The sequence below is a fragment of the Pollutimonas nitritireducens genome (genome assembly GCF_002849615.1).
In the GTDB taxonomy this organism is placed as follows: domain Bacteria; phylum Pseudomonadota; class Gammaproteobacteria; order Burkholderiales; family Burkholderiaceae_B; genus Pollutimonas; species Pollutimonas nitritireducens.
The window spans coordinates 18993-43363 of the sequence record NZ_PDNV01000006.1 but is presented as its reverse complement, the minus strand read 5'-3'; the positions used below and the strand labels follow the sequence as shown (position 1 = coordinate 43363).

General features: G+C 58.4%; 18 protein-coding genes. 2 read left to right on the top strand and 16 right to left on the bottom strand.

Annotated elements, in window-relative coordinates:
- The 15 genes from ycaO to urtA form a co-directional block, all read right to left on the bottom strand.
- Window positions 1–1713 (bottom strand): 30S ribosomal protein S12 methylthiotransferase accessory factor YcaO, encoded by a 1713-nt coding sequence (gene ycaO / locus CR155_RS09925; protein WP_102069888.1) that lies wholly within the window; start codon window positions 1711–1713, stop codon window positions 1–3.
- A 61-nt stretch (window positions 1714–1774) separates the two neighbouring features.
- A complete protein-coding gene (locus tag CR155_RS09920; protein WP_102069887.1) occupies window positions 1775–2305 on the bottom strand; it encodes a hypothetical protein in 531 nt (176 codons plus the stop codon).
- Window positions 2306–2422: 117 nt separating this feature from the next.
- Window positions 2423–3085: an urease accessory protein UreG gene (gene ureG, locus CR155_RS09915; RefSeq protein WP_102069886.1), complete on the bottom strand. Its 663-nt coding sequence runs from the start codon at window positions 3083–3085 to the stop codon at window positions 2423–2425.
- 15 nt (window positions 3086–3100) lie between these two features.
- The gene (locus tag CR155_RS09910; RefSeq protein WP_102069885.1) at window positions 3101–3817 is read right to left on the bottom strand and encodes an urease accessory protein UreF; all 717 of its coding nucleotides are present in this window, start codon (window positions 3815–3817) and stop codon (window positions 3101–3103) included.
- Entirely contained in the window at window positions 3798–4361 is a 564-nt protein-coding gene (gene ureE, locus CR155_RS09905) for an urease accessory protein UreE (RefSeq protein WP_102069884.1), read from the bottom strand. Before ureE ends, CR155_RS09910 begins: the two co-directional genes overlap by 20 nt.
- A gap of 2 nt (window positions 4362–4363) precedes the next feature.
- Window positions 4364–6079: an urease subunit alpha gene (gene ureC, locus CR155_RS09900; RefSeq protein ID WP_102069883.1), complete on the bottom strand. Its 1716-nt coding sequence runs from the start codon at window positions 6077–6079 to the stop codon at window positions 4364–4366.
- Window positions 6079–6384, bottom strand: coding sequence for an urease subunit beta (locus CR155_RS09895; RefSeq protein ID WP_102069882.1), 306 nt, complete (start codon window positions 6382–6384; stop codon window positions 6079–6081). Before CR155_RS09895 ends, ureC begins: the two co-directional genes overlap by 1 nt.
- Window positions 6385–6427: 43 nt before the next feature.
- On the bottom strand, window positions 6428–7048 hold the full coding sequence (locus CR155_RS09890; RefSeq protein ID WP_102069881.1) for a HupE/UreJ family protein: 621 nt from the start codon (window positions 7046–7048) through the stop codon (window positions 6428–6430).
- 49 nt (window positions 7049–7097) lie between these two features.
- Window positions 7098–7400 (bottom strand): urease subunit gamma, encoded by a 303-nt coding sequence (locus tag CR155_RS09885; protein ID WP_102069880.1) that lies wholly within the window; start codon window positions 7398–7400, stop codon window positions 7098–7100.
- 20 nt (window positions 7401–7420) lie between these two features.
- On the bottom strand, window positions 7421–8290 hold the full coding sequence (locus CR155_RS09880; RefSeq protein ID WP_102070146.1) for an urease accessory protein UreD: 870 nt from the start codon (window positions 8288–8290) through the stop codon (window positions 7421–7423).
- A gap of 5 nt (window positions 8291–8295) precedes the next feature.
- Window positions 8296–8994: an urea ABC transporter ATP-binding subunit UrtE gene (gene urtE, locus CR155_RS09875; protein WP_102069879.1), complete on the bottom strand. Its 699-nt coding sequence runs from the start codon at window positions 8992–8994 to the stop codon at window positions 8296–8298.
- 1 nt (window position 8995) lies between these two features.
- Window positions 8996–9808 carry an urea ABC transporter ATP-binding protein UrtD gene (urtD, locus tag CR155_RS09870; protein ID WP_233214180.1) on the bottom strand — a complete coding sequence of 271 codons (813 nt, stop codon included), beginning with the start codon at window positions 9806–9808 and terminating at the stop codon, window positions 8996–8998.
- A gap of 41 nt (window positions 9809–9849) precedes the next feature.
- Entirely contained in the window at window positions 9850–10983 is a 1134-nt protein-coding gene (gene urtC / locus CR155_RS09865; protein WP_102069878.1) for an urea ABC transporter permease subunit UrtC, read from the bottom strand.
- Window positions 10980–12617, bottom strand: a complete 1638-nt coding sequence (urtB, locus tag CR155_RS09860) for an urea ABC transporter permease subunit UrtB (RefSeq protein WP_102070144.1) — start codon at window positions 12615–12617, stop codon at window positions 10980–10982. The genes urtC and urtB overlap by 4 nt, the downstream gene beginning before the upstream one ends.
- Before the next feature lie 15 nt (window positions 12618–12632).
- The gene (urtA, locus tag CR155_RS09855; RefSeq protein WP_102069877.1) at window positions 12633–13883 is read right to left on the bottom strand and encodes an urea ABC transporter substrate-binding protein; all 1251 of its coding nucleotides are present in this window, start codon (window positions 13881–13883) and stop codon (window positions 12633–12635) included.
- A 113-nt stretch (window positions 13884–13996) separates the two neighbouring features.
- Between urtA and CR155_RS09850 the strand changes: the two genes are divergently transcribed.
- The gene (locus tag CR155_RS09850; protein ID WP_102069876.1) at window positions 13997–14290 is read left to right on the top strand and encodes a hypothetical protein; all 294 of its coding nucleotides are present in this window, start codon (window positions 13997–13999) and stop codon (window positions 14288–14290) included.
- Window positions 14283–22799 carry a GH36-type glycosyl hydrolase domain-containing protein gene (locus CR155_RS09845; RefSeq protein ID WP_102069875.1) on the top strand — a complete coding sequence of 2839 codons (8517 nt, stop codon included), beginning with the start codon at window positions 14283–14285 and terminating at the stop codon, window positions 22797–22799. The genes CR155_RS09850 and CR155_RS09845 overlap by 8 nt, the downstream gene beginning before the upstream one ends.
- Here the strand turns inward: CR155_RS09845 and CR155_RS09840 are convergent.
- Window positions 22796–24349 carry a phospholipase D family protein gene (locus CR155_RS09840; RefSeq protein WP_102069874.1) on the bottom strand — a complete coding sequence of 518 codons (1554 nt, stop codon included), beginning with the start codon at window positions 24347–24349 and terminating at the stop codon, window positions 22796–22798. The genes CR155_RS09845 and CR155_RS09840 overlap by 4 nt on opposite strands.
- Window positions 24350–24371 lie beyond the last annotated feature (22 nt).

Below are 24371 nucleotides of genomic sequence, written 5' to 3'. Positions count from 1 at the left end.
CTATGCGAAAAGCTTATCGTAGGCAGCCAATAAAGTCTGATGCATTGCGCTGCCTTCCATGTCGGGGCCGAGCGTATCCAGGCCAAAGTAGCGTTCACTGCGATCAAGCAGTGCTTCGGCCTGGCGAACCGTGGCGTCGCCATACATCAGCGTCAGCGAGCGGCGGTAGTCTGCGGGATTGTCCACGTTCAACATGCTTTCTATACATCGGTACACCAGTCGACGCCGAGGCTCCAGGTCATTGAAGTGATGAATCCAGTCGCAACCTTCACGTATGGCTTCTTCGTCACCGATCGCCAGCGCGAGCAAGGTCTTCAATTCGCCGACGCGCAATTGTTTCCATGGCGTGCCGACCGGAATTGCCAGGCCAAGTATCTCCCATAGCGGGCGTTCGTCGTTCAGGTTCATGGTCTGCAGGTCGGCGAGTAGTGCGGTGGCCTCGGTGTCAGTGAGATCGGCCAGCCGTACCAGCGCAGGTCGGATGGCATTGCCGATACTGTTGTTTTCCCAGTCCAGGTCTTCTACCGGGTAAATCTCCGACATGCCCGGAACCAGGATCCGGCAGCTGTAGGCGCCTTGCTCGCTGAAATCCGACACGTAGATGTCCTGGCCCTCCGCGTGTATGCAGTTGACCAGCCATTCGTAATCTTCCTGAGTACTGCTGCTGAAGTTCCAGTCAGAAAAAGGAAAGTCAGCAGTATCGCGCATGAAGTTCCAGCTGATCACACCGCTTGAATCGACAAAATGGATTTCCAGGTTGGACACGGCATTGATTTCGCTCATGTCGAAGCCGGGTTCGGGGAATCCTTCCAACGAATCCAGTGCGCGGCCTTGCAGCAGCTCGGTCATTGCTCGTTCCAGCGCAATTTCAAAACGCGGGTGGGCGCCATAGCTGGAGAATATCCCTTGATCCTTAGGGTGGACCAGTGTCACATTCATGACGGGGTAGCGTCCTCCCAGCGAGGCATCCTTGACCAGAATACCGAAGCCTGCCTTGCGCAGGCCCGCGATACCCGCCTGTATGGTCGGAAAGCGTGCGATGACATCGTCGGGGACTTCCGGCAGGCTCAGCCCTTCGCTGATGATGCGGTATTTGACACTGCGTTCGAAAATCTCCGACAGGGCCTGGGTCCGCGCTTCCATCATGGTATTGCCGGCCGCCATGCCGTTGCTTACGTAAAGATTACCAATGATATTGACCGGGATGAAGGCCTCTGCGCCATCGCGCAGGCGTGTGTAGGGCAGCGCACAGATGCCGCGTTGGACATTACCGGAATTCAGGTCAACCAGCACTTCCGCGTCGATATCGCTGTCGGGATTGTAGAACGCATGGAGTTCAGGATTCAGCATGTCCGTTGGCCAGCTTCCGTCCGTGCCAGGCGCGAACCAGCGTTCTTGCGGGTAGTGGACGAAAGGGCGGTTGGCGCGTGTTTCGCCAAGGTAGAAGTGCGTCCAGAAATAATGGGTGCCCAGGCGTTCAACGAATTCACCGTAGGCGCTGGCACGGGCAGCCAGTTCCGTTGCTCCCTTGCCATTGGAAAACAGCATGGGACAGTCTTTGTCTTTCATGTGAGTGGACCAGATGCCATCAACCTCATGCAGCAGCGACGATTCATTCAGATGAAAGCCGCGTGCCTCAAGCTTCTCCCGCATGGTCTTGATCGTCGATTCAAGGGAGGCGTCTTTGCCGGGGATAAAGCTTTCGATTGTCATGCAGGGGCGGTCTCGATGAGAGAGTAAAGAAGCCGGCTGTATATTGCCGGCTTTGAGTGGTCTAGAAATGCTGCTTGATGATTTCGCCAAAGGCCTCTTCAGCGGACATGCCGTTCTTCATCAGCGTGCTGATCTCAGCCGAGTGTTTCTGGATGCCTTCAGGCAGGGTTTCCCGATTCGCCTTGAAGTAGCCGTACTTGTCATGCTCGACCGTGTCGATGATTTGCGCGGCCGGTGCCGGGCCGCTGCGAGTACCGCCCGCTGTACTGGGCCGGCTTGTGCGAGCCCGCGCAACCGTTTTGGCGCCACCGCCCTTCATGGCGGTCTTGACGGCTTCAAGGGTAAAGACGGCCGACAGCGTGTTGCTTACATTGCCATCGGAGTTCAGGCTCATCAAAAGATTCTTTTTGTCGAATGCCATTTTCTTTCCGGCATTGTTGATGACTTGGTAATTCGGACGTTGCGCGTTTCCGGGCAATTCAAACTGTACGCTGGGGCCGTAGGACTCCATTTTTTCGATGACATCTTTCAGGAAATCCGTGCTTAATGAATCTAAATTACCGTTCCAGCGTTTGCTTCTTTTCGTGTTCAAGATGAGTTGCTTCCAATACTGTGGTCTAAATCCAAGGACGGAGTATTTTACGCTTTTTAGTGGAAAGCCCGCCCCACCGCTGAAACCATAGCGGCGGACAGGGCGTCGGGCCCTGTGTCATGCGCCGCCCGCCACCATGCCTTCGGTTTCGATGAATGCAACGATTTCATCAAGCCCCACGCCGTTTTTGATGGTGCCCATGACAAACGGACGGTTGCCGCGCATGCGCAGTGTGTCTTCTTTCATTATTTCCAATGATGCGCCAACGTAGGGGGCGAGATCGGTTTTGTTGATAATGAGAAGGTCGGATTTCGTAATACCCGGCCCCCCTTTTCGGGGTATCTTCTCACCGCCAGCGACATCAATGACGTAGAGCGTCAGGTCGGAGAGTTCGGGGCTGAAGGTGGCAGCGAGGTTGTCACCGCCCGATTCCACGAAGACGATGTCCGCATCGGGAAACCGGCCCAACATGCGGTCGATGGCCTCCAGGTTAATGGAGGCATCTTCACGGATGGCCGTATGGGGGCAGCCGCCGGTTTCCACGCCCATGATGCGCTCGGCCGGCAATGCGCCGGAAATCGTCAACAGGCGCTGGTCTTCCTTGGTGTAGATGTCGTTGGTAATGGCGATCAGGTCGTATTTTCTGGACATCCGCTTGCATAACATTTCCAGCAAGGTGGTTTTCCCCGATCCTACGGGCCCGCCCACGCCAATACGCAGCGGGGGCAGGGACTTGGTGCGCGATGGCGGTGTGGAGGCAAAGTGTCGTTGAGCGAGCATAATGCGGCCTTTCTGTCAGGATCGGAATAAGCGGGAGTACTGGGTTTCGTGCCGGGACGACAGGATGGCTAGTTGCGGCGCCAGCGTATGAATGCGGGGCGGCTGGTGTTCAGCACGGATCATCGCCTCACTGCAGATGGCGGGTATGCATAGACGCAACTGGTTCAGAATGCGCTGTCCCGACACTTGCCCGAGAGGCACGGTCTTTATGGCGGCCATCACCTGGTTTTCCAGCCACGTGAACAAATACGCAGCCAATCCCTTGGTCTTGTCTATGCCCAATGCATTCGCGCAATAGGCATGGGCGGCCGGCAGGGTGACGGTGGACAGCGCGGCCAGGCGATCGCGTGGCGCAGCCTGGCCCCACTCCAGGTCGGTGGCCAGCTTAACCAGCGACCAACCCATTTGTCCGGTTTCCTGGCGCATCTCGCGGCTTTCCCGCGAAGTGTGGAACCAATTGTTCCAATAGGCCAGTCCTTGCCAGTCTTCGTCGGCCCAGGCAGTGAACAATAGTATCCATACCGGTGCTTCACAGTGGGCGATAACCAGTTCCAGCTGTTGGCGTATCCATACGCGGGCGGTTGCTTCATCGCGTATCAATTGCCGGTCTACGGCTGCTTCGAAACCTTGAGAATAGCTGTAGCCGCCTATGGGCAATGCCGGCGATGACAGTTGCAGTAGCGCCGTAAGCTGGCTGGCGTCCATGACATCTTTATTTGTGGGGGTGTTCATGCTTATGCGGGTGCTCATCGTTGGGTCCGCCGCGCGCGGCATAAGCTGACTGAGCCAAGGCATAATCTTCGGCGAATGTCTCATCGTGTCCATGTTTGTGGCCGCCGCCGTAGGCGCCCGCATCAGGTTCGAAGGGTGCTTCCACCTGGTTTATCGTGATGCCGCCCAATTGACTCAGCATATCGACGAGCACCGGATCGTATTCGAGTTGCAGATAGTCCGGTCCTATCTCGACCAGGATATGGCGATTCCCCAAGTGGTAGGCAGCGCGGGTCAATTGTGGCGCGTGTTGGGCGCTGACGCGCACGACGGACTCGATGGCGGCGTGCACCACGATGAATTTTCCATCGTCAGCAACCAGGATATCGCCATGGCGCAGCACTGTGCCCCGCTCCAGTATGAGGCCCACCACTTCCCCGTTGTCGAGCTTGATGCGCTGGCGACTGCGGCGTCGCGATGAATACGCCAGGATCGCCTTGGGAACATTATTGATCAGTGTAGGTGCGATGTGCACGTTGCGCAGATGCTTTCGGATGATACGCATGGCTAAAAGAGAAAGTAGCGTTGCGCCATGGGCAAGACTTTGGCTGGCTCGCAGCTCAGCAGCCGGCCATCTGCCATGACTTGATAGGTTTGCGGGTCCACCGTGATGTGTGGCAACCAATTGTTATGCACCATGTCTTTCTTGCCGACATTGCGGCATCCGTAGACTGGCTCCAATGTTTTGGCAAGACCAAGTTCATGGACGGCAGGGTTGGCCATGCCGGCTTGGGACAGGAAAGTGATTGACGTTTTGAGTGCTTTGCCGAAGCTGCCGAACATGGGTCGAAAAAGCACCGGTTGCGGCGTGGAGATGGACGCGCCGGGATCGCCCATGCTGGCTGCCGCGATCATGCCTGCCTTGAGCACCATGCTTGCCTTGACGCCAAAGAAGGCGGGTCGCCAGAGCGCAATGTCGGCCAGCTTGCCGACTTCGATCGAGCCCACTTTATGGCTTATGCCGTGCGCCAGGGCCGGGTTGATGGTGTACTTGGCGATGTAGCGCTTGATGCGATGGTTATCGGCGCGTGCGCTATCGCCCTGCAGCGCACCTTGCTGTGTCTTCATCTTGTCCGCCGTCTGCCAAGTGCGCAATACGACCTCACCGATACGTCCCATTGCTTGCGAATCCGAACTCATGATGGAGAACGCACCCAGATCATGCAAGACATCTTCGGCGGCAATGGTCTCACGGCGTATGCGGCTTTCTGCGAATGCAAGATCTTCGGCTATGGAAGAGTCCAGGTGATGGCACACCATTAGCATATCCAGATGCTCTTCAATGGTGTTGACGGTGAAGGGCATGGTGGGGTTGGTGGAGGCCGGAAGGACATTGGGCAGGCCGGCCGCCCGGATGATATCGGGAGCATGGCCGCCTCCAGCTCCTTCGGTATGGAAGGAATGGATTGTGCGGCCCTTGAAGGCCTTGAACGTATCTTCGACAAAACCGGATTCGTTCAGTGTGTCGCTATGGATTGCAACCTGCACATCCGTCTGGTCCGCGACAGTCAGGCACGTATCGATGGCGGCCGGAGTGGTTCCCCAATCCTCATGCAGTTTCAGGCCTATGGCGCCGGCATTCACCTGCTCCAGCAGGGGTCCCTGCCGACTCGCGTTGCCTTTCCCCAGCAGACCAATGTTCATCGGGAACGCATCGAGCGCACACAGCATGGAGTGGATATGCCAGGGACCCGGGGTGCAGGTGGTTGCGAGTGTTCCGGTAGCGGGCCCTGTGCCGCCGCCTATCATCGTGGTAATGCCGCTGGACGTGGCTTCCTCGATTTGCTGTGGACAGATGAAGTGAATGTGGGAGTCGATAGCGCCCGCCGTGATGATCATACCTTCGCCGGCGATCACCTCAGTTGCCGGCCCGATCACAATGGTGACGCCGGGCTGGATGTCCGGATTGCCGGCCTTCCCTATGCCCGAAATCAGCCCGTTTTTTATGCCGATATCGGCCTTGATAATGCCTGTGATCGCGTCGATGATCAGCGCATTGGTAATCACAGTGTCGACACAGTCGGCGCTCATGCGTTGACTTTGTCCCATTCCGTCGCGTATGACTTTGCCCCCACCGAACTTCACTTCTTCACCGAAGATCGTATGATCCATTTCAACTTCCGCCAGCAATCCGGTATCGGCAAGGCGGACGCGATCGCCGACGCCGTTGACCGCGGTGGGGCCGAAAATCTCTGCATAGGCACGTCGCGAAATGGCTACCATCAGAGTGGCCCCATGACGGCGGCATTGAAGCCGTAGACAATACGGTCGCCGCCCAGTTGCACAAGTTCGACCGTGCGTTTTTGGCCCGGCTCGAAACGCACCGCAGTCCCGGAAGTGATGTTCAGCCGGTGTCCACGCGCCAGCGCTCGATCGAATTGCAGGCTGGCATTGACTTCGGCAAAATGAAAGTGAGACCCAATCTGCACGGGGCGATCGCCGACATTGATGACGTCGACCACACACGTGACGCGGCCGGTGTTCAGTTCAATACTGCCGGGCTCGGCAATGATTTCACCAGGTATCATTTTTAGCTTCCTGAAAATGGAATAAGCGGAGTTTCCTTCCGTATCATGTGGTCGCTGCGAGCAGGGACACACCGTAAGCGGCAATGCCGGCACCTGCAACGCGTGCCAGCCACGCGGCGTGTCGTTTAAGTGCAAAGCCACCCATCAGACCCAGTCCATGCAAGAACAGGGTGCTTAGCATGAAGGCGGCGATAAACGCCGAGGCGCCCGCGCCGGCGGGCAGTTCGGAACCATGCGCCATGCCATGGAACAAGGCAAAGAACCCCACCAGCAGTGCGCTCGCCGGGCCGGTCAATGTTGTGCGGCTCGCCAGCAATAGTCCGAGCACCAGCAGGGACGCCGCGATGACTGGCTCTACGCCTGGAAGGGGCAGACCCGCGATGCCTGCCAACGCGCCCGCCAGTAACAGACACAAGAATACGACTGGCGTCCAGATGGCCTGTCGGATAGTTTGGTAGCTTAACGCCGCCCATACTCCTACCGCCACCATGGCAAGCAGGTGGTCCAGGCCGGTCAGCGGATGAGACAGTCCCGCTTGAAACATGGAGTTGGACATGGCCTGTTCATGTCCAGGGTGCGCCATGGCGGCGCCAGAAATAAAGGCAAAGGCCATAGCGCCGGCGGCGACGGGGTACCGGCGACGTGAAAGTGGACGTGTGCGCATAAGAAAAATCCTGAATGGGAAGAAGTTCGTCGGTGTTGCGGGCGCCGCATCAGATAATGGGCTGATGGACAGTGATCAGCTTGGTGCCATCCGGGAAGGTGGCTTCCACTTGTATGTCGGCGATCATTTCGGGTATGCCCTCCATGACGTCTTGCCGGCTTAGTATGGTGGTGCCAAATTGCATGAGATCGGCGACGCTGCGGCCATCGCGCGCCCCTTCCATCAATGCGGCCGTGATAAAGGCGATCGATTCTGGGTAGTTCAGCTTGACGCCGCGCGCCTTGCGCCGCTCTGCGAGCAGGGCGGCGGTAAAGATAAACAGCTTGTCTCTTTCACGGGGGGTAAGATCCATTATTTGATTCCTTGTCGGCTTCAGGTGTTCCACAAGCGCAGGTAAGCGCCTTGCGTGTTCAGCACCAGTGGGCGCATGCGCATCCAGAGCGCGATCAGCAGACGCTTTACATCCTGTGCATGTATGCCCAGCACACGAACCAGGCTGAGGCCTTGTTCGCTCGCTTGGGGTATGTGGGTCAGGCCGGCGCGCAGGCTAGGACCCCAGGGCAGGTCTGCAGCCAGGTCGTCGACCTGCTCGGTGTTCAGTGCGGGGCCGAATGCCCAGACAGTCGCCAGCACGGGAAAGCCTGCCAGGCCATTGCCGCTATGACGCAGGGGACCGGCAGCACAGAGCTCGCCGGCCTCCCGCCATATGGTTTCGCCATCCAGCGTCAGTTCTGTGTCCATGCTCACACATCCTTCGTCCCAATGCGTCGCTTTACCGATGCTGCCCAATTGGTTGATCTCCCATCCGATGGCGCGCGCGCCGGTTTGCAAGTGCAGGCAGGTGCTCATGGACGCCTGCACCTGCTCGAAGAAGATGTTTTCCTGGGGAAGCCAGTCCAGGCATGCACCGGCCGCGAGCCGCATCCGTACATGCTGAGCGGCATGCCTGCCGTTGGCTTTATACCAGCGCGTAGCGCCGGGTGTGCCCAATACGGCATGGGCGCCGTCCTGGACAGCAATATCGATCTTCAGGATGTCGCCGCCGGCGATGCCGGAAGGGGGGTGAAGAATGGTGGCGTGGCAGATGCCCGGCCCTTCGGGATATAGGGTCTTCTGGACCAGTAACGGCCCTTCGTGCATGCGCCGAGCGAGTACGGTTTTTTCCGGCCCTTGCCGCGCGAACGTCAAGACGAGTTTCGCGTGCCATTGGTCGAGAGTGGGGGGATGGGCAAGGGTCAGCATGCGCGTCATACCGACAGATGGCTACGCACGTCGTCACCATCGATCTCCGTTTTATCGCCGGCTGCCACTACCTCGCCACGTGACAACACCACGAACTGGTCGGCCAGCTGGCGAGCAAAATCAAAGTACTGTTCGCAAAGCAAGATGCCGATGTCGCCGCGTTCCCTAAGCAGCTTTATCACGTTGGCAATATCCTTGATGATGGATGGCTGGATGCCTTCGGTGGGTTCGTCCAGTATGACCAGTTTCGGCTCGGCGACCAGGGCTCGCGCAATGGCCAGCTGTTGTTGCTGTCCCCCGGAAAGGTCGCCACCGCGACGCGCCAGCATGGATTTCAGCACGGGGAAAAGCTCGAAGATCTCACCCTTGATTCGCCGCGCCGCGGCTGCCGGCTTGGTGGCCATGCCCATGAGAATGTTCTCTTCCACGGTGAGTCGCGAGAAAATATCGCGTCCTTGCGGTACATAGGCAATGCCCCGCGCCGCACGCTGATGTGGTGCCAGGCGGCTGATGTCTTCGCCGTTGAAGACAACGCTGCCGGACGAGACCGGCAGCACGCCCATCAGACATTTAAGCAAGGTGGTCTTTCCCACACCGTTTCGGCCCAGCAAGGCAAGACAGTCGCCTTTTTGCAGGGACAAGGAAACGCCCCGCAGTGTATGGCTGCCGCCGTAATATTGGTTGATGGCCTGCACGTCGAGCATGTCAGCGTCCCAGATATACTTCGATTACGCGCTGATCCGCCTGGACCTGCGCCATGGAGCCTTCGGCAAGTACCGAACCTTCGTGCAATACCGTGACCTTGCCGCTCCCGGCGATGCTGGCCACGAAGTCCATGTCGTGTTCAACGACCATCAACGAGTGGCGGCCTTTCAATTCATTGAGCAGCTCGCCGGTGCGTTCGGTCTCGGCGTCGGTCATGCCGGCCACCGGCTCGTCCAGCAATAATAGCTTGGGTTCCTGCATGAGCAGCATGCCGATTTCCAGCCACTGCTTCTGCCCGTGGGATAGCAAGCCAGCGGGACCCCATGCTTCATGCGTGAGCCGTATCAATTCCAGGGTGGCGCTGATTGCATCGGCCTGTTCACCTGTCAGTTTTGCAAATAGGGTAGGCTTCACGCGCTTGTCGGTCTTCATGGCAAGTTCCAGGTTCTCGAAAACGCTGTGGTTCTCGAAGACAGTGGGCCGCTGGAATTTGCGTCCTATCCCGGCATGCGCAATCTCGGTCTCGCTGAGCTTGGTCAGGTCTACGTTCTGGCCGAAGAATGCGGTGCCGGATGTCGGCGCAGTTTTTCCAGTGATGACGTCCATCATGGTGGTCTTGCCGGCACCATTGGGACCAATGATGCAGCGCAATTCACCGACGCCGATGTCCAGGCTCAGCTTGTTCAGTGCCTTGAAGCCATCGAAGCTGACAGTGATATCTTCCAGGTAAAGAATCACGCCGTGGCGGGTGTCGACATCGCGAGTGGTGACATGGCCGTACGATGCGTCACTTCCCGAATCTGTGAGCAACACCGCCGCCTGGAGTTGTTGCAGCTGTCGTGCGCGTTCAGGTTTCAAAATGTTCTCCTTGCGTTGCGGGCAGTAAATCGTCGCAGCAGCCCCACGATGCCGTGAGGCAGGAATAGGGTGGTGAGCACGAAGATGAGACCGAGCGCATACAGCCAGAATTCCGGCAGGGCGCTGGTGAACCAGGTCTTGAGTCCATTGACGACGCCTGCACCGAGAACGGGACCAATCAGTGTGCCGCGTCCGCCGGTCGCCACCCAGATCACCATTTCTATCGACGTTTCCGTAGACATTTCGCTGGGATTGATGATGCCTACCTGCGGCACGTACAGTGCACCAGCAATACCGCACATGATCGCCGAGACGGTCCAGACAAACAGTTTGAAGCCCAGGGGGTCATAGCCGATGAAACGCAGGCGGCTTTCGGAATCACGCAGGGCGGTTAGTACACGTCCAAGCTTGGACTGCGTAATGGCGCGTGCGAAAACGAGTGCCAGCCCCAAAAAAATCAGAGTTGTCCAATAGAGCACGGCGCGCGTGTCGGGGGCGGTAATGTCAAAGCCGAGGATACGCTTGAAATCGGTGAAGCCATTATTTCCGCCAAAGCCTGTGTCGTTGCGGAAGAAGAGCAGCATGGCAGCGAAAGTCATGGCCTGCGTGATGATCGAGAAATACACGCCTTTGATGCGCGAGCGGAATGCAAAATAGCCGAAGATGAATGCCAGGACACCAGGTACGAGGACGACAAGCAGCATGGCATAGGCGAAGTGGTCGGTGAACGTCCAGTACCAGGGATATTCCCTCCAGTCCAGAAAGACCATGAAGTCCGGCAGGTGACTCTGGTAGACGCCATCTCGGCCGATGGAGCGCATGAGATACATGCCGTGTGCGTAGCCGCCCAGTGCAAAGAATATTCCATGGCCCAGCGACAGGATGCCGGCATAGCCCCACACCAGGTCCAGTGCCAGGGCGGCCATGGCATAGCACATGAATTTGCCCAACAAGGCGATTGCGTAGGACGATATGTGCAGGGGGTGGTCGACAGGCAGCACCAGATTGAGCAGCGGCAACAAGGCAAGCAAAACGATGGCTATCAGCAGGCCGGTCCAAGCCCTGGGTGAGAACAGGTGTTGCCGGCGAAACAGATGGTCTCGCGTAGTGACCAGAGTGGACGAAGTCATTCGACACTCCTCCCGCGCGGGGCGAAGAGGCCTTGCGGACGTTTCTGGACAAAGAGCACGATGAGCACCAGTATTGTGATTTTGGCCAGAACAGCGCCAGCCCAGGGTTCAAGAATTTTGTTGAGGCTGCCCAGGCCCATCGCCGCAATGACGGTTCCGGCCAACTGGCCCACGCCACCGAGGACGACCACCATGAATGAATCGACGATGTAAGCGCGTCCCAGATCCGGGCCCACATTTCCCAATTGGGACAGGGCGACACCGCCCAGCCCCGCAATGCCGGAACCCAGGCCGAAAGCCAGCATATCGATACGGCCGGTCGGCACGCCCACGCAATCGGCCATGCGGCGATTTTGGGTGATGGCGCGAACGAACAGGCCCAGACGCGTGTGGTTGAGCAGCAACCAGATGAAGAAGACCACCAGCAGCGCGAATACAATGATCGCAAGGCGGTTATAGCTGAGCACCAAACCATCAAGCAGCGTGACACCGCCGGACATCCAGGACGGATTACTGACCTCCACATTCTGGGCACCAAAGGTGGACCGCACGCCTTGCATGAGTATCAGGCTGATTCCCCAGGTCGCCAGCAGGGTTTCCAGGGGCCGGCCATACAGCCATCGAATAACAGTGCGCTCCAGTGCCATGCCGACACCGGCTGTCACCAGGAAAGCCATGGGCAGGGCTGCGATCACATACCAGTCTACCCAGGCCGGCGCGAACTGCCGAAAGAACAATTGCATCAGAAAGGTGACGTAGGCGCCTATCATCAGCAGCTCGCCATGCGCCATGTTGATGACGCCCATCAGGCCAAACGTGATGGCCAGTCCGAGTGCCGCCAGCAGCAGGACGCTGCCCAGGCTAATGCCGTAAAACAGATTGCCCGCCCATTCGATCTTGCTGAGATGCCGGTCAATGCTCCGAAGGGCAGCCACCGCGGCGGTACGTACTTCTTCGTCGGGTTCGGCGTAAATACCTTCGTTGTTCTGGGCAAGCAGGCTGGCCAGAGTGGGCCGGAACTCGCCTCGCTGAGTATGGCCCAGCCTCTCGACAGCGCGCAAGCGCGTGGCGGGGTCGGGGCTTTTCAACTCCAGGCTGGCCTGTGCGACGTCCAGTGCGCTTTGCACCTCTGCATTGGTTTCGCGGGATCGTGCTTGTGCGATCAAGCCGATGGACGAGGTATCCGTGCTTTGCTGCATGCGCTTTGCAGCAGACAGGCGCACTTGCGCATCGTCAGAGAAAAGTTGCGATATGGCTAGCGCGCCGGCAATGGCGCGCCGTAGCCGGTTGTTGATCATGATGTTGCCGGCGTCGGCCGGTACATCGAGTTGTTCTCCTGTGGCCGGGTCGATAGCGGGCTTGCCGTCATGAGCGATCAGGATTCGGCCTTCCGGGGTGGCATACAGCCTTGCGTTGGACAGGGCCTCGAGCACTTGTGCTGCCCGGGGATTGGCCAGCCGGCCAAGCTGCGAGATGACGCGCAGCTTGGCATCGGTGTCGTCGTCCGCCAATGGAGCAAGGAGCACCGCATCGATACTTGCCGGCTCCGCCGCCAGCGCGATCGGGGCGAGTGTCGCCAGCAATATCGCCAGAACAATCCGGCGCCAGGATTTCAGGAGTGCGGCATAGCCCATGGCGAATTTGTCCAATTAAAGACCTTGCTTGTTTTCATTACCCGCGATGTACGGGCTCCAGGGCTGCGCGCGGATGGGGCCTTTGGTTTTCCACACCACATCGAACTGGCCATCGGCATTGATCTCGCCGATGTAGACGGGCTTGTGCAAATGATGGTTGGTCGCGTCCATCTGGATGGTGAACCCATCCGGCGCGGTGAAGGTCTGGCCGCCCATTGCTTCGATCACCTTGTCAACGTCTGTTGTCTTGGCCTGTTCGACGGCTTGCTTCCACATATGGATGCCAATGTAGGTGGCTTCCATGGGATCGTTGGTCACGACGGTTGAAGCGTTGGGCAGGTTCTTGGCCTTGGCATAGGCCTTCCATTTGTCGATGAAGGCTGTGTTGACGGGATTCTTGATGGACTGGAAATAGTTCCATGCGGCCAGGTGGCCGACGAGTGGTTTGGCGTCGACACCACGCAACTCCTCTTCGCCGACCGAAAAGGCCACGACAGGGACGTCTGTTGCCTTCAAGCCCGCATTGCCCAATTCCTTGTAAAAGGGCACGTTCGAGTCACCGTTGATGGTCGAGATCACCGCTGTTCTGCCGCCCGTGGAAAACTTCTTGATGTTGGCGACGATGGTTTGATAGTCAGAATGACCGAAGGGCGTGTAGATCTCTTCGATGTCGCTATCCTTGACGCCTTTGGAATGCAGGAAGGCGCGCAGGATCTTATTGGTCGTGCGGGGGTAAACATAATCAGTGCCCAGCAATACAAAGCGCTTGGCGCCTCCGCCATCTTCGCTCATCAGATACTCGACGGCCGGTATGGCCTGCTGGTTGGGCGCCGCGCCGGTATAGAAAACATTTTTCTCGAGTTCTTCCCCTTCATATTGGACGGGATAGAACAGCAGGCCATTCAGTTCCTTGAACACGGGCAAGGCCGATTTTCGCGAGACCGACGTCCAGGCACCGAACACGACCGATACCTTGTCCTGTGCCAACAATTGGCGGGCTTTTTCCGCAAACAAAGGCCAGTTCGAGGCGGGATCGACAACCACTGGTTCCAGTTTCTTTCCCAGTACGCCCCCGTCGGCATTAATTTCCTCGATGGTCATCAAGGCCACATCCTTGAGTGACGTTTCGGAGATTGCCATCGTTCCGGACAGAGAGTGCAGGATACCGACCTTGATCGTGTCGGTCGCCAGGGCCTGGGGCATCCAGCCTGATAGCGCCAGAAAGCTCAGGGCGGTCAATTGTTTGAGAACCAGTCTACGTTTCATGATGACTCCAGAAGGAAAGGTACAGATCGCGTGGAACGGCGCGACCCGAATGGACAGCTCCTCCTTCGATACGCAATAGTCATGCCAGGTTTCAGCAAGCACTGAACAGGCTGATGGCCCATTCTGATCATGGAATCGTTCCCGGTTTTGGGGAGGCACGCAGCGGCATGGTGCATGGATGGCACGGCGCGGGCGAGTTCTATGCACTAAAACAGGGCGGGATACCGTATCCGCACAGCGCGGGATGCCGCATTCACGAAATTGGGCGTATGCTGGAAGATGCCTTTTGGCGAACCGAGCAGTCGTTTAAGGGGTTATTCATGACTAAAAAGCAGCCACGCTCTGGCAACTGGATTGAACGCGTCGTAGGTGCTTCACGCCGTCTCAAGGATTCGGCCCTTGTCTGATAACACCGTATTTCATTTTCTTTTCCGGAACCGCTCGATAGGCTCCCCTTGGAGCGACCGCGCCCCAGTCCGGGAAGAGCTGTTCGGCGTTGAACGCCTTGAGCACCATGCCCTCAGTCTGGCTGAGACTCAACCCATCACTCAAAAGCCGCCGCGAGTTCATTCCTTGCAAAAGCGGCTTGACGATAATGCGCGGGTGTTGCTCGCCGCCTATCGCGCCAGCGCCGCGGAGCTCGAAAGTGGCCATAGCGTGGTGCCCGCCGCCGAATGGCTGCTCGACAACTATCACCTGGTCGAAGAGCAGATCCGCGAAATCAGGGACGATTTGCCGCCAGGCTTCTATCGGCAGTTGCCTAAATTGGCCGAAGGACCATTTGCGGGCTATCCGAGGGTGTTCGGTATAGCCTGGGCTTTTGTCGCCCATACCGACAGCAATTTCGACCCCGATATATTGAGGCGCTTCATTTCTGCGTACCAACGCGTCCAGCCTTTGGCGATCGGTGAGCTATGGGCGGTTGCAATCACGCTGCGGATTGTGCTGATCGAGAACCTGCGCCGCCTGGCCGATCAAATCACATCAGGACAAAGAGCCAGGGCCGCCGCCGAAGCCCTGGCCAGCCAGCTGGTGGGGTCCCAGGCTCATCGGCTTGCGCTTGATACCGATGTTTTCTCACGCGCATCAGAACCCTTGTCCGAAGTGTTCGCGGCACACCTGGCAAAACGGCTAAGAGACCAGGACCCTCAGACTACGCCGGCGCTCGGATGGTTGGAAGAACGGCTTGGACGTCAAGGCACGTCTATCGAGGAAGTCGTCCTTCATGCCCAGCAACGGCAGGGTGCATCCAATGTCACGGTGCGCAATATCATTACGAGCATGCGGCTGATTTCCGATATTGATTGGGCAGAGCTGTTCGAGAAGGTAAGCCTGGTCGATGAACGTCTGCGCGAAGCAAGCGCTTTCGGTGAAATGGATTTTCCAACCCGGAACCTGTATCGCAACGCCATCGAACAGTTGGCGCGCGGCTCATCGTTGTCTGAGCTAGAGGTCACAACCCGTACGCTGGATGCCGTGTCCATCGCGCGGGCCGGGGCCGGCCATACCCGGTCATCAAAGCGCGTGGGCGATCCTGGGTATCACCTGATCGCCGAGGGTCGCCCTGCACTAGAGCAGGCCATAGGATTTCGGGCGCCGTTGCGGCTGCGCCTGAGCCGGATGAACGTGCGCCTTGGCATGCGAGGTTATATGGGGACGATCGTGGCTCTTACCATCGTCCTTGTCATCCTCGCTTTGTGGGCGATTTGGGTCCCGGAAATGGCTGCCGCCTGGCTTGCCGTGTTCGCGATCGCTGCATTCATTCCAGCGACCGAGCTGGCGACATCGCTCGTCAATCGTGCGGTTTCGTCGACGTTCGTTGCGGCGCCCCTGCCCGGTCTCGAGCTCAAGACCGGGGTACCGACCTCACTAAGGACATTGGTCGCCATACCGACATTGCTGACGAGTGAGGCAGATATTCGAGAACAAATTGAGCGGCTCGAAGTGCATTATCTGGGCGGTGCAACCGGCGACCTGGTTTTTGCCGTGCTGTTTGATGGTCTGGATGCAGACCAGGAAGTGATGCCAGGCGACGAGCCTCTGCTTCTCCAGGCCGCCGAAGCGATTGCCGAGCTGAATCGCCGTCACGGCCCCGGTCCCGCCGGCACGCGTTTCCTGGTGCTGCATCGTCGGCGTGTTTTCAATCAGGGGGAAAGCAAGTGGATGGGATGGGAACGCAAACGAGGCAAGCTGCACGAGCTGAACCGGCTTTTGCGCGGTGCGACCGATACCACCTACATTCCGGTCGGGGGTGCGCCTGTGGCGGTGCCGGCAGACGTGCGATATGTGATTACGCTCGATGCAGACACGAGGTTGCCCCGGGACGCCGCATTGCGCCTGGTAGGCAAGATGGCGCATCCTTTGAATCGGCCGCATTTCGATGACGCGCAGCAGCGTGTCATCAAGGGCTACGCGATTCTTCAGCCGCGCGTCACACCGTCCCTGCCTGTTGGAAGCGAAGGATCGATCTATCAACGGGTCTTCTCGAGTCCGGGAGGCATGGACCCGTATGCCGCCGCTATTTCCGACGTGTATCAGGATCTCTTCGGAGAGGGTTCTTATACGGGCAAAGGCATATACGAGGTGGACGCGTTCGAGGCTGCTTTGTCAGGCCGTATACCACCGAACACATTGCTCAGCCATGATCTGTTCGAAGGGGTCTTTGCACGTGCCGGGCTCGCCTCGGATGTCGAGGTAGTGGAAGAATTTCCTTCCCGCTACGATGTCGATGCATGGCGTCAGCACCGATGGGTCCGTGGTGACTGGCAACTGATTCCCTGGATATTCCGGCGTGCGGCGGGCCATGAGAAGTTGCCGTCCATGGGACGCGGAAAAATGCTGGACAACCTGCGCCGCTCCGTGCTGGCGCCGGCGACCCTAGTCGCATTCGTCTGCTCCTGGTTATTGCCCATGCCAGCCAGTGTACTGGCTACGTTGCTCGTCCTTGCCTGCGTCGCGATTCCACCGTGTTTACCTTCGGCTTTTTCCTTATTCGCGCGGCGTAGCAGTGTTCGGTTCGCAAGTCATATTGCTGCAGTTGTCAGTGAGCTGCGGCTAGCAGCTTTGCAGGTCCTGCTATCTGTGGCTTTTATTCCCGATCGGGCGTGGCGCATGGGCGACGCCATTTCAATCACCCTGTTTCGTCTATTCGGCACCCGTCGTCATCTTCTCGAATGGACCACGGCCGCTCAAACCGCCCAGCGTCCGCGCCTTGATCTTCGTGGTTTTTATCAGCAAATGGGTGGGGGTACCTTGCTGGCGGTGGCAATAGCCGTGGGTGTACTCATTTTTGCGCCGACCTCCTGGCCACTGGTCATGCCGTTTACCCTATTGTGGCTTGCAGCGCCCGCGCTTGCTTTGTGGGCCAGCCGGCCGCAAACCGTGTTGCCACGCAGTAAAGTTGCCGAATCCGACGCTCGCGTGCTGCGCCTGACGGCACGCCGCACGTGGCGTTTCTTTGAAACCTTCGTCACCCCGGCAGACAACATGCTGCCGCCGGATAATTTCCAGGAAGACCCCAAGCCCATACTCGCGCATCGTACGTCGCCGACCAATATCGGGCTGTACCTGCTATCGGCCATTGCCGCTCGTGATTTTGGCTGGGCCGGTACGGTCCAGACCGTGGAGCGGCTCGAAACGACCATGGCGACCATGCGCAAGCTTGCGCGTTTCAATGGGCATTTTTTCAACTGGTACGATACTCAGGATCTGCGCGCGCTCGAGCCGGCCTATGTGTCGTCCGTTGATAGCGGCAACCTTGCCGGCCACCTTATCGTTGTTGCCAACACATGCGAAGAGTGGTTGGACGGCCACTTCCTTGTGGAATCCAGGCTGGGCATGCTCGATAACCTGGACCTGGCCCGCCAGGTAATCGTCGCCATGCCGGTCGCCAGCGGCGAACGAGGTGCGCAACTCATCCTGCTTCTCGATGATCTTGCGGTAAAGCTTGGGGCTACTCAGCAAGCGGTTCAGGCGTCGCTCCCGCGGCTGAGCCGGCACGTCGAGAACGCAGCCAGGATGCTGCGCGGTCTTGTGCCTGCCGAGGTCGATGAGGATTCCAATGATGCACTGTTCTGGATACAGGCCCTCGCCGACTCGATGGCCGAGCACAGCCGTGATGAATCAGCCAGCGACATCGAGAAGCGGTCGCTGGAAGAACGAATCCGGGCGCTGGCCGACGAAGCTCGAGAAATGGCCCTCGCCATGGATTTTGCATTTCTTATGGATTCCGACAGGAATCTGTTGTCCATCGGCTATTCGCATGCCGACAATAGCCTGGACCCCAGCTGCTACGATCTGCTTGCATCCGAGGCCCGGCTTGCGAGCCTCTTTGCGATAGCAAAGGGGGACGCCGCAACCCGTCATTGGCTGCGTCTGGGCCGAACGGCTACGCCGCTAGGCAAGGGATCCGCACTTATCTCGTGGTCCGGCTCCATGTTCGAATACCTTATGCCTTCTTTGGTGATGAGGGCTCCTTATGGGAGCCTTCTGGAGCAGACCAATCGGCTCGTCGTGGCGCGCCAGCAAGACTATGCCAATTCCTTGAGTATTCCCTGGGGCATCTCTGAGTCTGCCTATAACGCCCGCGATATCGAATTCACCTATCAGTATTCCAACTTCGGCGTACCCGGGCTCGGCCTCAAGCGTGGCCTCTCTGAAAACAAGGTTGTCGCTCCCTATGCAACGGGTCTTGCCGCCATGGTCGACCCCGCAGGCGCCTGTAAAAACTATATTCGGCTTACCAGCATGGGGGCGCTTGGACGCTACGGGTTTTATGAAGCGCTGGATTTCACCACATCTCGCCTTCCAGAAGACAAGCACGTGGCCATTGTGCGCAATTTCATGGCACACCATCAGGGCATGACAATTGTCGCCATCGCCAATGCATTGTTGAACGCGCCAATGCGCGTGCGGTTTCATCGCGAACCCATGATCCAGGCCAGCGAGCTCTTGCTTCAGGAACGTATGCCACGAGACGTCGCCATCGCGCATCCGCGCGCTGAAGAGGTGAGTGTGGCCGCCATGAGCACCGGCGACAGCGGGGCGGTGCGTCGTGTTGCCGGGGCAGCTCTCGGGGCGCCAATCACCCACTTGCTATCGAACGGCCGCTACACCGTCATGCTGACGGATTCGGGTGCGGGATACAGCCGCTGGAGGGATATTGCCGTGACCCGGTGGCACGAGGATTCCACGCGGGACGATTACGGATCCTTCATTTTCATGCGGGATACGCAGAACGGCAAGGTTTGGTCTACAGGCATGCAACCGGTTGGCAGCATCGCCGAACAGGCGGACGTGATATTTGCGGAAGACTACGCCGAGTTCATTTGCCGCGAGGGGGCGTTGACGGCCACGACCGAGATTCTCGTCTCGGGTGAGGACGACGGCGAAGTGCGCCGCGTTTCGCTGGCCAATAGCGGTCGCCGTGCGCGCGAGATTGAAGTGACCTCTTACTCGGAGCTTGTCCTGACGCTGCCTGCCGCTGACAAAGCGCATCCTGCTTTCGCGAAGATGTTTGTGGTCACCAGCCGACTCCCCGAATTTGATGCGCTCGTTGCCACCAGGCGTAAACGTTCAGCTCAGGAACCTGAAGTGTGGGCGGCACATTTCGCGGTGGTCGAGGGCCAGGTCGTGGCGGAGCCGCAATACGAGTCCGACCGTGCGCAATTTGTGGGACGCGGGCATGAGACAGGGAACGCCAGCGCCATGTTGGGCGATGAGCCTCTTTCGAATACGGTCGGAACGGTGCTGGACCCTGTCTTCGCGCTGAGATACCGCGTGCTTATTCCGCCGGGAAAGGTTGCCCGGATCGCTTTCTGGACGATTGTCGCGTCATCACAGGCAGAACTGATAAATCTTATAGACAAACACCACGATCGCAGTGCGTTCGAGCGGGCCAAGACACTGGCATGGACACAAGCACAGGTTCAACTTCGACATCTGGATATCAGGTCGGAAGAGGCCGCGGATTTCCAGCGCCTCGCGGCGCCAGTCCTCTACGCGGATCCCGCCTTTCGTGCGCCTTCCAATACGATCATGCGTGGGGCTGCATCCCAATCGAACCTTTGGTCACTATCGATTTCCGGCGATTTGCCTATCGTGCTGCTTCGTATAGACGACATTGAAGACATCGGCCAACTCCGTCAATTGTTGCGGGCGCATGAGTATTGGCGCATGAAGCGCCTTGCGGTCGACCTGGTCATCATCAATGAGCGTGCCTCCTCTTATATCCAGGACCTTCAGATTGCGATTGAAACCGCAGTGCGCAGTAGTCAGTCGCGGCCACGCTTTGGCGGCGAGCACACGCAGGGTTCGATCTACGCGTTGCGCGCGGACCTGATGAGCGTGGACGCCAGGGGATTGCTCCAATCGGCGGCACGGATCGCACTGATTGCACGCTATGGCACTATCTCCGAACAGCTGGCGCGAATGCCGCAACCCACCATGCCGAAGCAGGCGCCGCGCCGCCCTGTACCTATATTACCCGGGACGCCATCGCCTATGCCTGAAGGACTTGAGTTTTTCAACGGCTTCGGAGGGTTTGATAAACAGGGGCGTGAGTATGTGACCATTTTGAATGACGGGCAGTCCACGCCTGCGCCCTGGCTCAACGTGATAGCCAATTCCCGGTTCGGGTTCCAGGTCTCAGCCGACGGCAGCGGCTATACCTGGGCGCAAAACAGCCGTGAAAACCAGCTTACGCCGTGGTCGAACGACCCGGTAGGAGATCCCTCCGGTGAAGCGATCTATATACGCGATGAAGTCACGGGTGCACTGTGGACGCCGACGGCGCAACCTATGCGCGACAATGGAACATACATCGCCAGGCATGGGCAAGGTTATAGTCGTTATGAACATGTGGATAATGATATCGGGCTTGAGTTGTTGCAATATGTGCCGCTTTCAGATCCCCTCAAGATTTCCCGACTGACCTTGCGCAATCTGTCCGATGCGCCGCGCCGTCTTTCGGTGACGGCATACGCGGAATGGGTGCTGGGAACATCCCGTGGCACTTCCGGCCCCTTTGTCGTGACAATGATGGACAAGGAAACCGGCGCCATGCTGGCACATAATCCATGGAGTATTGCATTCCCGGGCCGAACGGCTTTCGCCGATCTCGGCGGATCCCAATCCGCCTGGACGGCCGATCGCACCGAATTTCTTGGCCGCAATGGGTCCATGGCGGCACCTGCGGCACTGATGGGCCGCAATCCGCTATCGGGAAAAACAGGTGCCGGACTGGATCCGTGCTCAAGCCTGCAGACCATAGTCGAACTGGCGCCCGGACAGTCAACGGAAATTGTCTGGTTTCTCGGACAATGCGGGTCGGCAGACGAGGCCGCTGCACTGGTGGCTCGTTACCGCAGCACCAATCTCGACGAGGTTCTGCGGGAAGTGACCGATCACTGGGACTCACTGCTTGGCACGATCCAGGTCAGAACGCCCGACCGGGCTATGGACATCATGCTCAATGGATGGCTGCTGTATCAGACGCTTGCGTGCCGCATCTGGGCGCGTTCCGCGTTTTACCAGGCCAGCGGAGCTTACGGCTTTCGAGATCAGCTCCAGGACGGCATGGCGCTTACGTTTGCCCGGCCCGATGCGACACGCGAGCATATTTTGCGCGCCGCCGGCCGTCAGTTCGTGGAGGGCGATGTTCAGCACTGGTGGCTGCCGCATTCGGGACAGGGGGTGCGCACCCATATCTCGGACGATCGTGTGTGGCTGGCCTTTGCCGCTGCCACCTATGTCGCCAGCACTGGCGATGCCGCGATTCTGGAAGAAGTGGTGGCTTTTCTCGAGGGACCGCCGTTGCTGCCTGAAGAGCACGACGTGTTCTTTCAGCCTATGGCTGCCGATGAGTCGGCCTCGCTGTATGAGCACTGCGCGCGCGGACTGGACCAGTGCATCAAGCTGACGGGACCATTGGGCCTGCCGCTGATGGGCACAGGGGACTGGAACGACGGCATGAACCGGGTGGGCGAGGGCGGAAAAGGCGAAAGTGTGTGGCTGGGGTGGCTGCTGCTGCGAACGATAGAACTTTTTATACCCTACGCTCAGGAGCGGGACACTGAACGCGCCGAGCGCTGGTGCACGCACGCTGCCTCGTTGAAGGGCGCCCTGGAGCGGGAGGCCTGGGACGGACAGTGGTACCGCCGCGCGACTTTCGACGATGGGAGCTGGCTGGGATCGAAAGACAGCCAGGAATGCCGGATCGATTCGATTGCGCAGTCATGGGCAGTATTGTCGGGCGCCGCGGAACCGGCGCGCGCGGCCATGGCGATGGCCTCACTTGAGCAATACCTTGTCCGGCATGACGATGGAATTGCGCTCTTGTTCACCCCGCCATTCGATACCACGGTCCGCGACCCGGGATATATCAAGGGCTACCCGCCCGGCTTGCGGGAAAACGGCGGGCAGTACAGCCACGCGGCAATGTGGGCGATCCTCGCATTTGCAAAGCTTGGTGAAGGTGGGAAAGCCGCTGAATTATTCGGACTGATTAATCCGATCAATCATGCGCGTACGCGTGAAGAAACTGAACGCTACAAGGTGGAGCCCTATGTCGTGGCCGCCGATGTCTATTCGGTCGCGCCCCACGTTGGGCGCGGCGGTTGGACATGGTATACCGGTTCGGCAGCCTGGATGTATCGCGCCGGCATTGAAGGCATACTGGGCATTCGGCGCGAGGGCAGCTTTCTTGTGGTTGAACCGTGTATTCCGGATTCATGGCCCGGATTCGACGCCACGGTGAAGATGGGTTCGTCTGAGTACGATATCCGCGTCGATAAAGTCTCTGGCAGCAAGAACGACACCGCATCAGCACTGCTTGACGATGTACCTGTGGACTGCATCCGGGGCGGTGTACGGGTGCTGCTGTCCGAGGGAAAGCATAGCTTGACAGTGTCGATCTAGAGCAGCCAGTCGATGGGAAGCATGGAAAATACCTTGACGCAGATCCGTCGCCACAGGCTGGCATGCGGCTCGGTGTCGTAGCGCGTTTTTTCGCCATCCTTGCGTTCTATCCAATACATGTCGCCGTCGTCGGTGAGCTTGACTTCGTAGGCGATGATGGAAATTCTGTCATTGAACGAGGTATTGATTTGCATGGCCATCTCGGGGCTTTCTATAACGAATCCCAGTTCGGTGTTCAGTTTGGCCGACCGTGGGTCGAAGTTGAACGAGCCGACGAAAACCCGTTCGCTGTCGACCGTGAATGTCTTGGCATGGAGACTGGATCCCGAGCTGCCAAAACGACCGGTGCCTTTTTCCCTCGGTCCGTCAGACATCCGCTTCATTTCATAGAGCTCAACGCCGGCCTTCAATAGCGGCTCGCGTCGTTTGGCGTAGCCGGCATGAACAGCGGCGACATCGGTTGCGTCCAGCGAGTTGGTCAGGACCTGCAGCTTGACGCCGCGTTTTGCAAGTGCCGTGAAACTAAGCACACCTGCTTCAGCCGGGACGAAGTAGGGGGAAATCAGTTTGACGTCCGATTGCGGTTCACCAATAATCTGGCCCAACTCATGTGTCAGCAGTTTTTCTTTGGGCACTTGTCCCAGTCCTTTGCGCGGATCGTCGCTTACCATCCGGGTGTGAGCCCAATCCATGGCGATGGTTTCGTCGGCCAGCTGGCGAATCAGACCGGAATCGCGCAACGCTTTGATATAGGTCTCGGCTCGTGGGTCGCGTTCCAGGATGGAAGCTTCGGATGTCAGTTCCTTCAGGCGTTCTGGCCCGACCTTCGGCAATATCAGTGCTACGGGGTAGGAAGACTGGCTATTCCAGTAACGATCGAAATCGTCGGAGACGTCCTTGACGATGGGGCCGATTGCCGCCACATCCAGATCGGCGAACAAAACGCCGTCGGTAGCACCGAAGTATTCGTCGCCCATATTGCGACCGCCCACGATGGTGATCTGATTGTCGGCGGTGTAGGACTTATTGTGCATGCGACGATTGGCGCGTGAAAAATCCGTGATATAGCCCAGCCATTTCGGCGAGCGGACGACGAAAGGATTGAACAAACGCACTTCGATATTCGGGTGCGAATCCAGCGCGGAAAGTGTGGGATCGAGGTCGGAGGGGTTGTTATCATCCAGCAGTAGACGCACTCGCACGCCACGCTCGGCGGCGGCTCTCAAGGCTTCGAACATCAGCGTGCCGGTCAGGTCTTTGTGCCAGATATAGTATTGAACATCGAGGGTACGTTCGGCTGCTTTCGCCAGAAGTGCGCGCACGGCGAAGGCAGCCCTGGGGTCGGAGAGCATATGAATGCCTGACTTGCCAGGGTGCTGGCTTGCCATATGGGAGATTCCCTTACCCAGAGTGGTGCGATTGGCTTCCTCGAGTGGCAGCGCCGTCGTGTATGTCCGGTTTTCCAGTGAAGGAAGGGTCGTGCACCCGGCCACCACCGCCACCAGACAGGACAAAATAAAATAAAGCGATGCGCGTGCTGGTACGCTCATGGTTTCGGCTCCTACCTGTTGC

Bases quoted from the DNA above. Each gene is read 5' to 3' on its own strand.
- urtA (WP_102069877.1), bottom strand. From the start codon at position 13,883: ATGAAACGTAGACTGGTTCTCAAACAATTGACCGCCCTGAGCTTTCTG.
- CR155_RS09885 (WP_102069880.1), bottom strand. From the start codon at position 7,400: ATGGATCTTACCCCCCGTGAAAGAGACAAGCTGTTTATCTTTACCGCC.
- CR155_RS09850 (WP_102069876.1), top strand. From the start codon at position 13,997: ATGGCCCATTCTGATCATGGAATCGTTCCCGGTTTTGGGGAGGCACGC.
- ycaO (WP_102069888.1), bottom strand. From the start codon at position 1,713: ATGACAATCGAAAGCTTTATCCCCGGCAAAGACGCCTCCCTTGAATCG.
- ureC (WP_102069883.1), bottom strand. From the start codon at position 6,079: ATGGTAGCCATTTCGCGACGTGCCTATGCAGAGATTTTCGGCCCCACC.
- urtC (WP_102069878.1), bottom strand. From the start codon at position 10,983: ATGACTTCGTCCACTCTGGTCACTACGCGAGACCATCTGTTTCGCCGG.
- ureE (WP_102069884.1), bottom strand. From the start codon at position 4,361: ATGCGTATCATCCGAAAGCATCTGCGCAACGTGCACATCGCACCTACA.
- urtB (WP_102070144.1), bottom strand. From the start codon at position 12,617: ATGGGCTATGCCGCACTCCTGAAATCCTGGCGCCGGATTGTTCTGGCG.
- ureG (WP_102069886.1), bottom strand. From the start codon at position 3,085: ATGCTCGCTCAACGACACTTTGCCTCCACACCGCCATCGCGCACCAAG.
- urtE (WP_102069879.1), bottom strand. From the start codon at position 8,994: ATGCTCGACGTGCAGGCCATCAACCAATATTACGGCGGCAGCCATACA.
- CR155_RS09840 (WP_102069874.1), bottom strand. From the start codon at position 24,349: ATGAGCGTACCAGCACGCGCATCGCTTTATTTTATTTTGTCCTGTCTG.
- CR155_RS09880 (WP_102070146.1), bottom strand. From the start codon at position 8,290: ATGCTGACCCTTGCCCATCCCCCCACTCTCGACCAATGGCACGCGAAA.
- CR155_RS09910 (WP_102069885.1), bottom strand. From the start codon at position 3,817: ATGAACACCCCCACAAATAAAGATGTCATGGACGCCAGCCAGCTTACG.
- CR155_RS09895 (WP_102069882.1), bottom strand. From the start codon at position 6,384: ATGATACCTGGTGAAATCATTGCCGAGCCCGGCAGTATTGAACTGAAC.
- CR155_RS09890 (WP_102069881.1), bottom strand. From the start codon at position 7,048: ATGCGCACACGTCCACTTTCACGTCGCCGGTACCCCGTCGCCGCCGGC.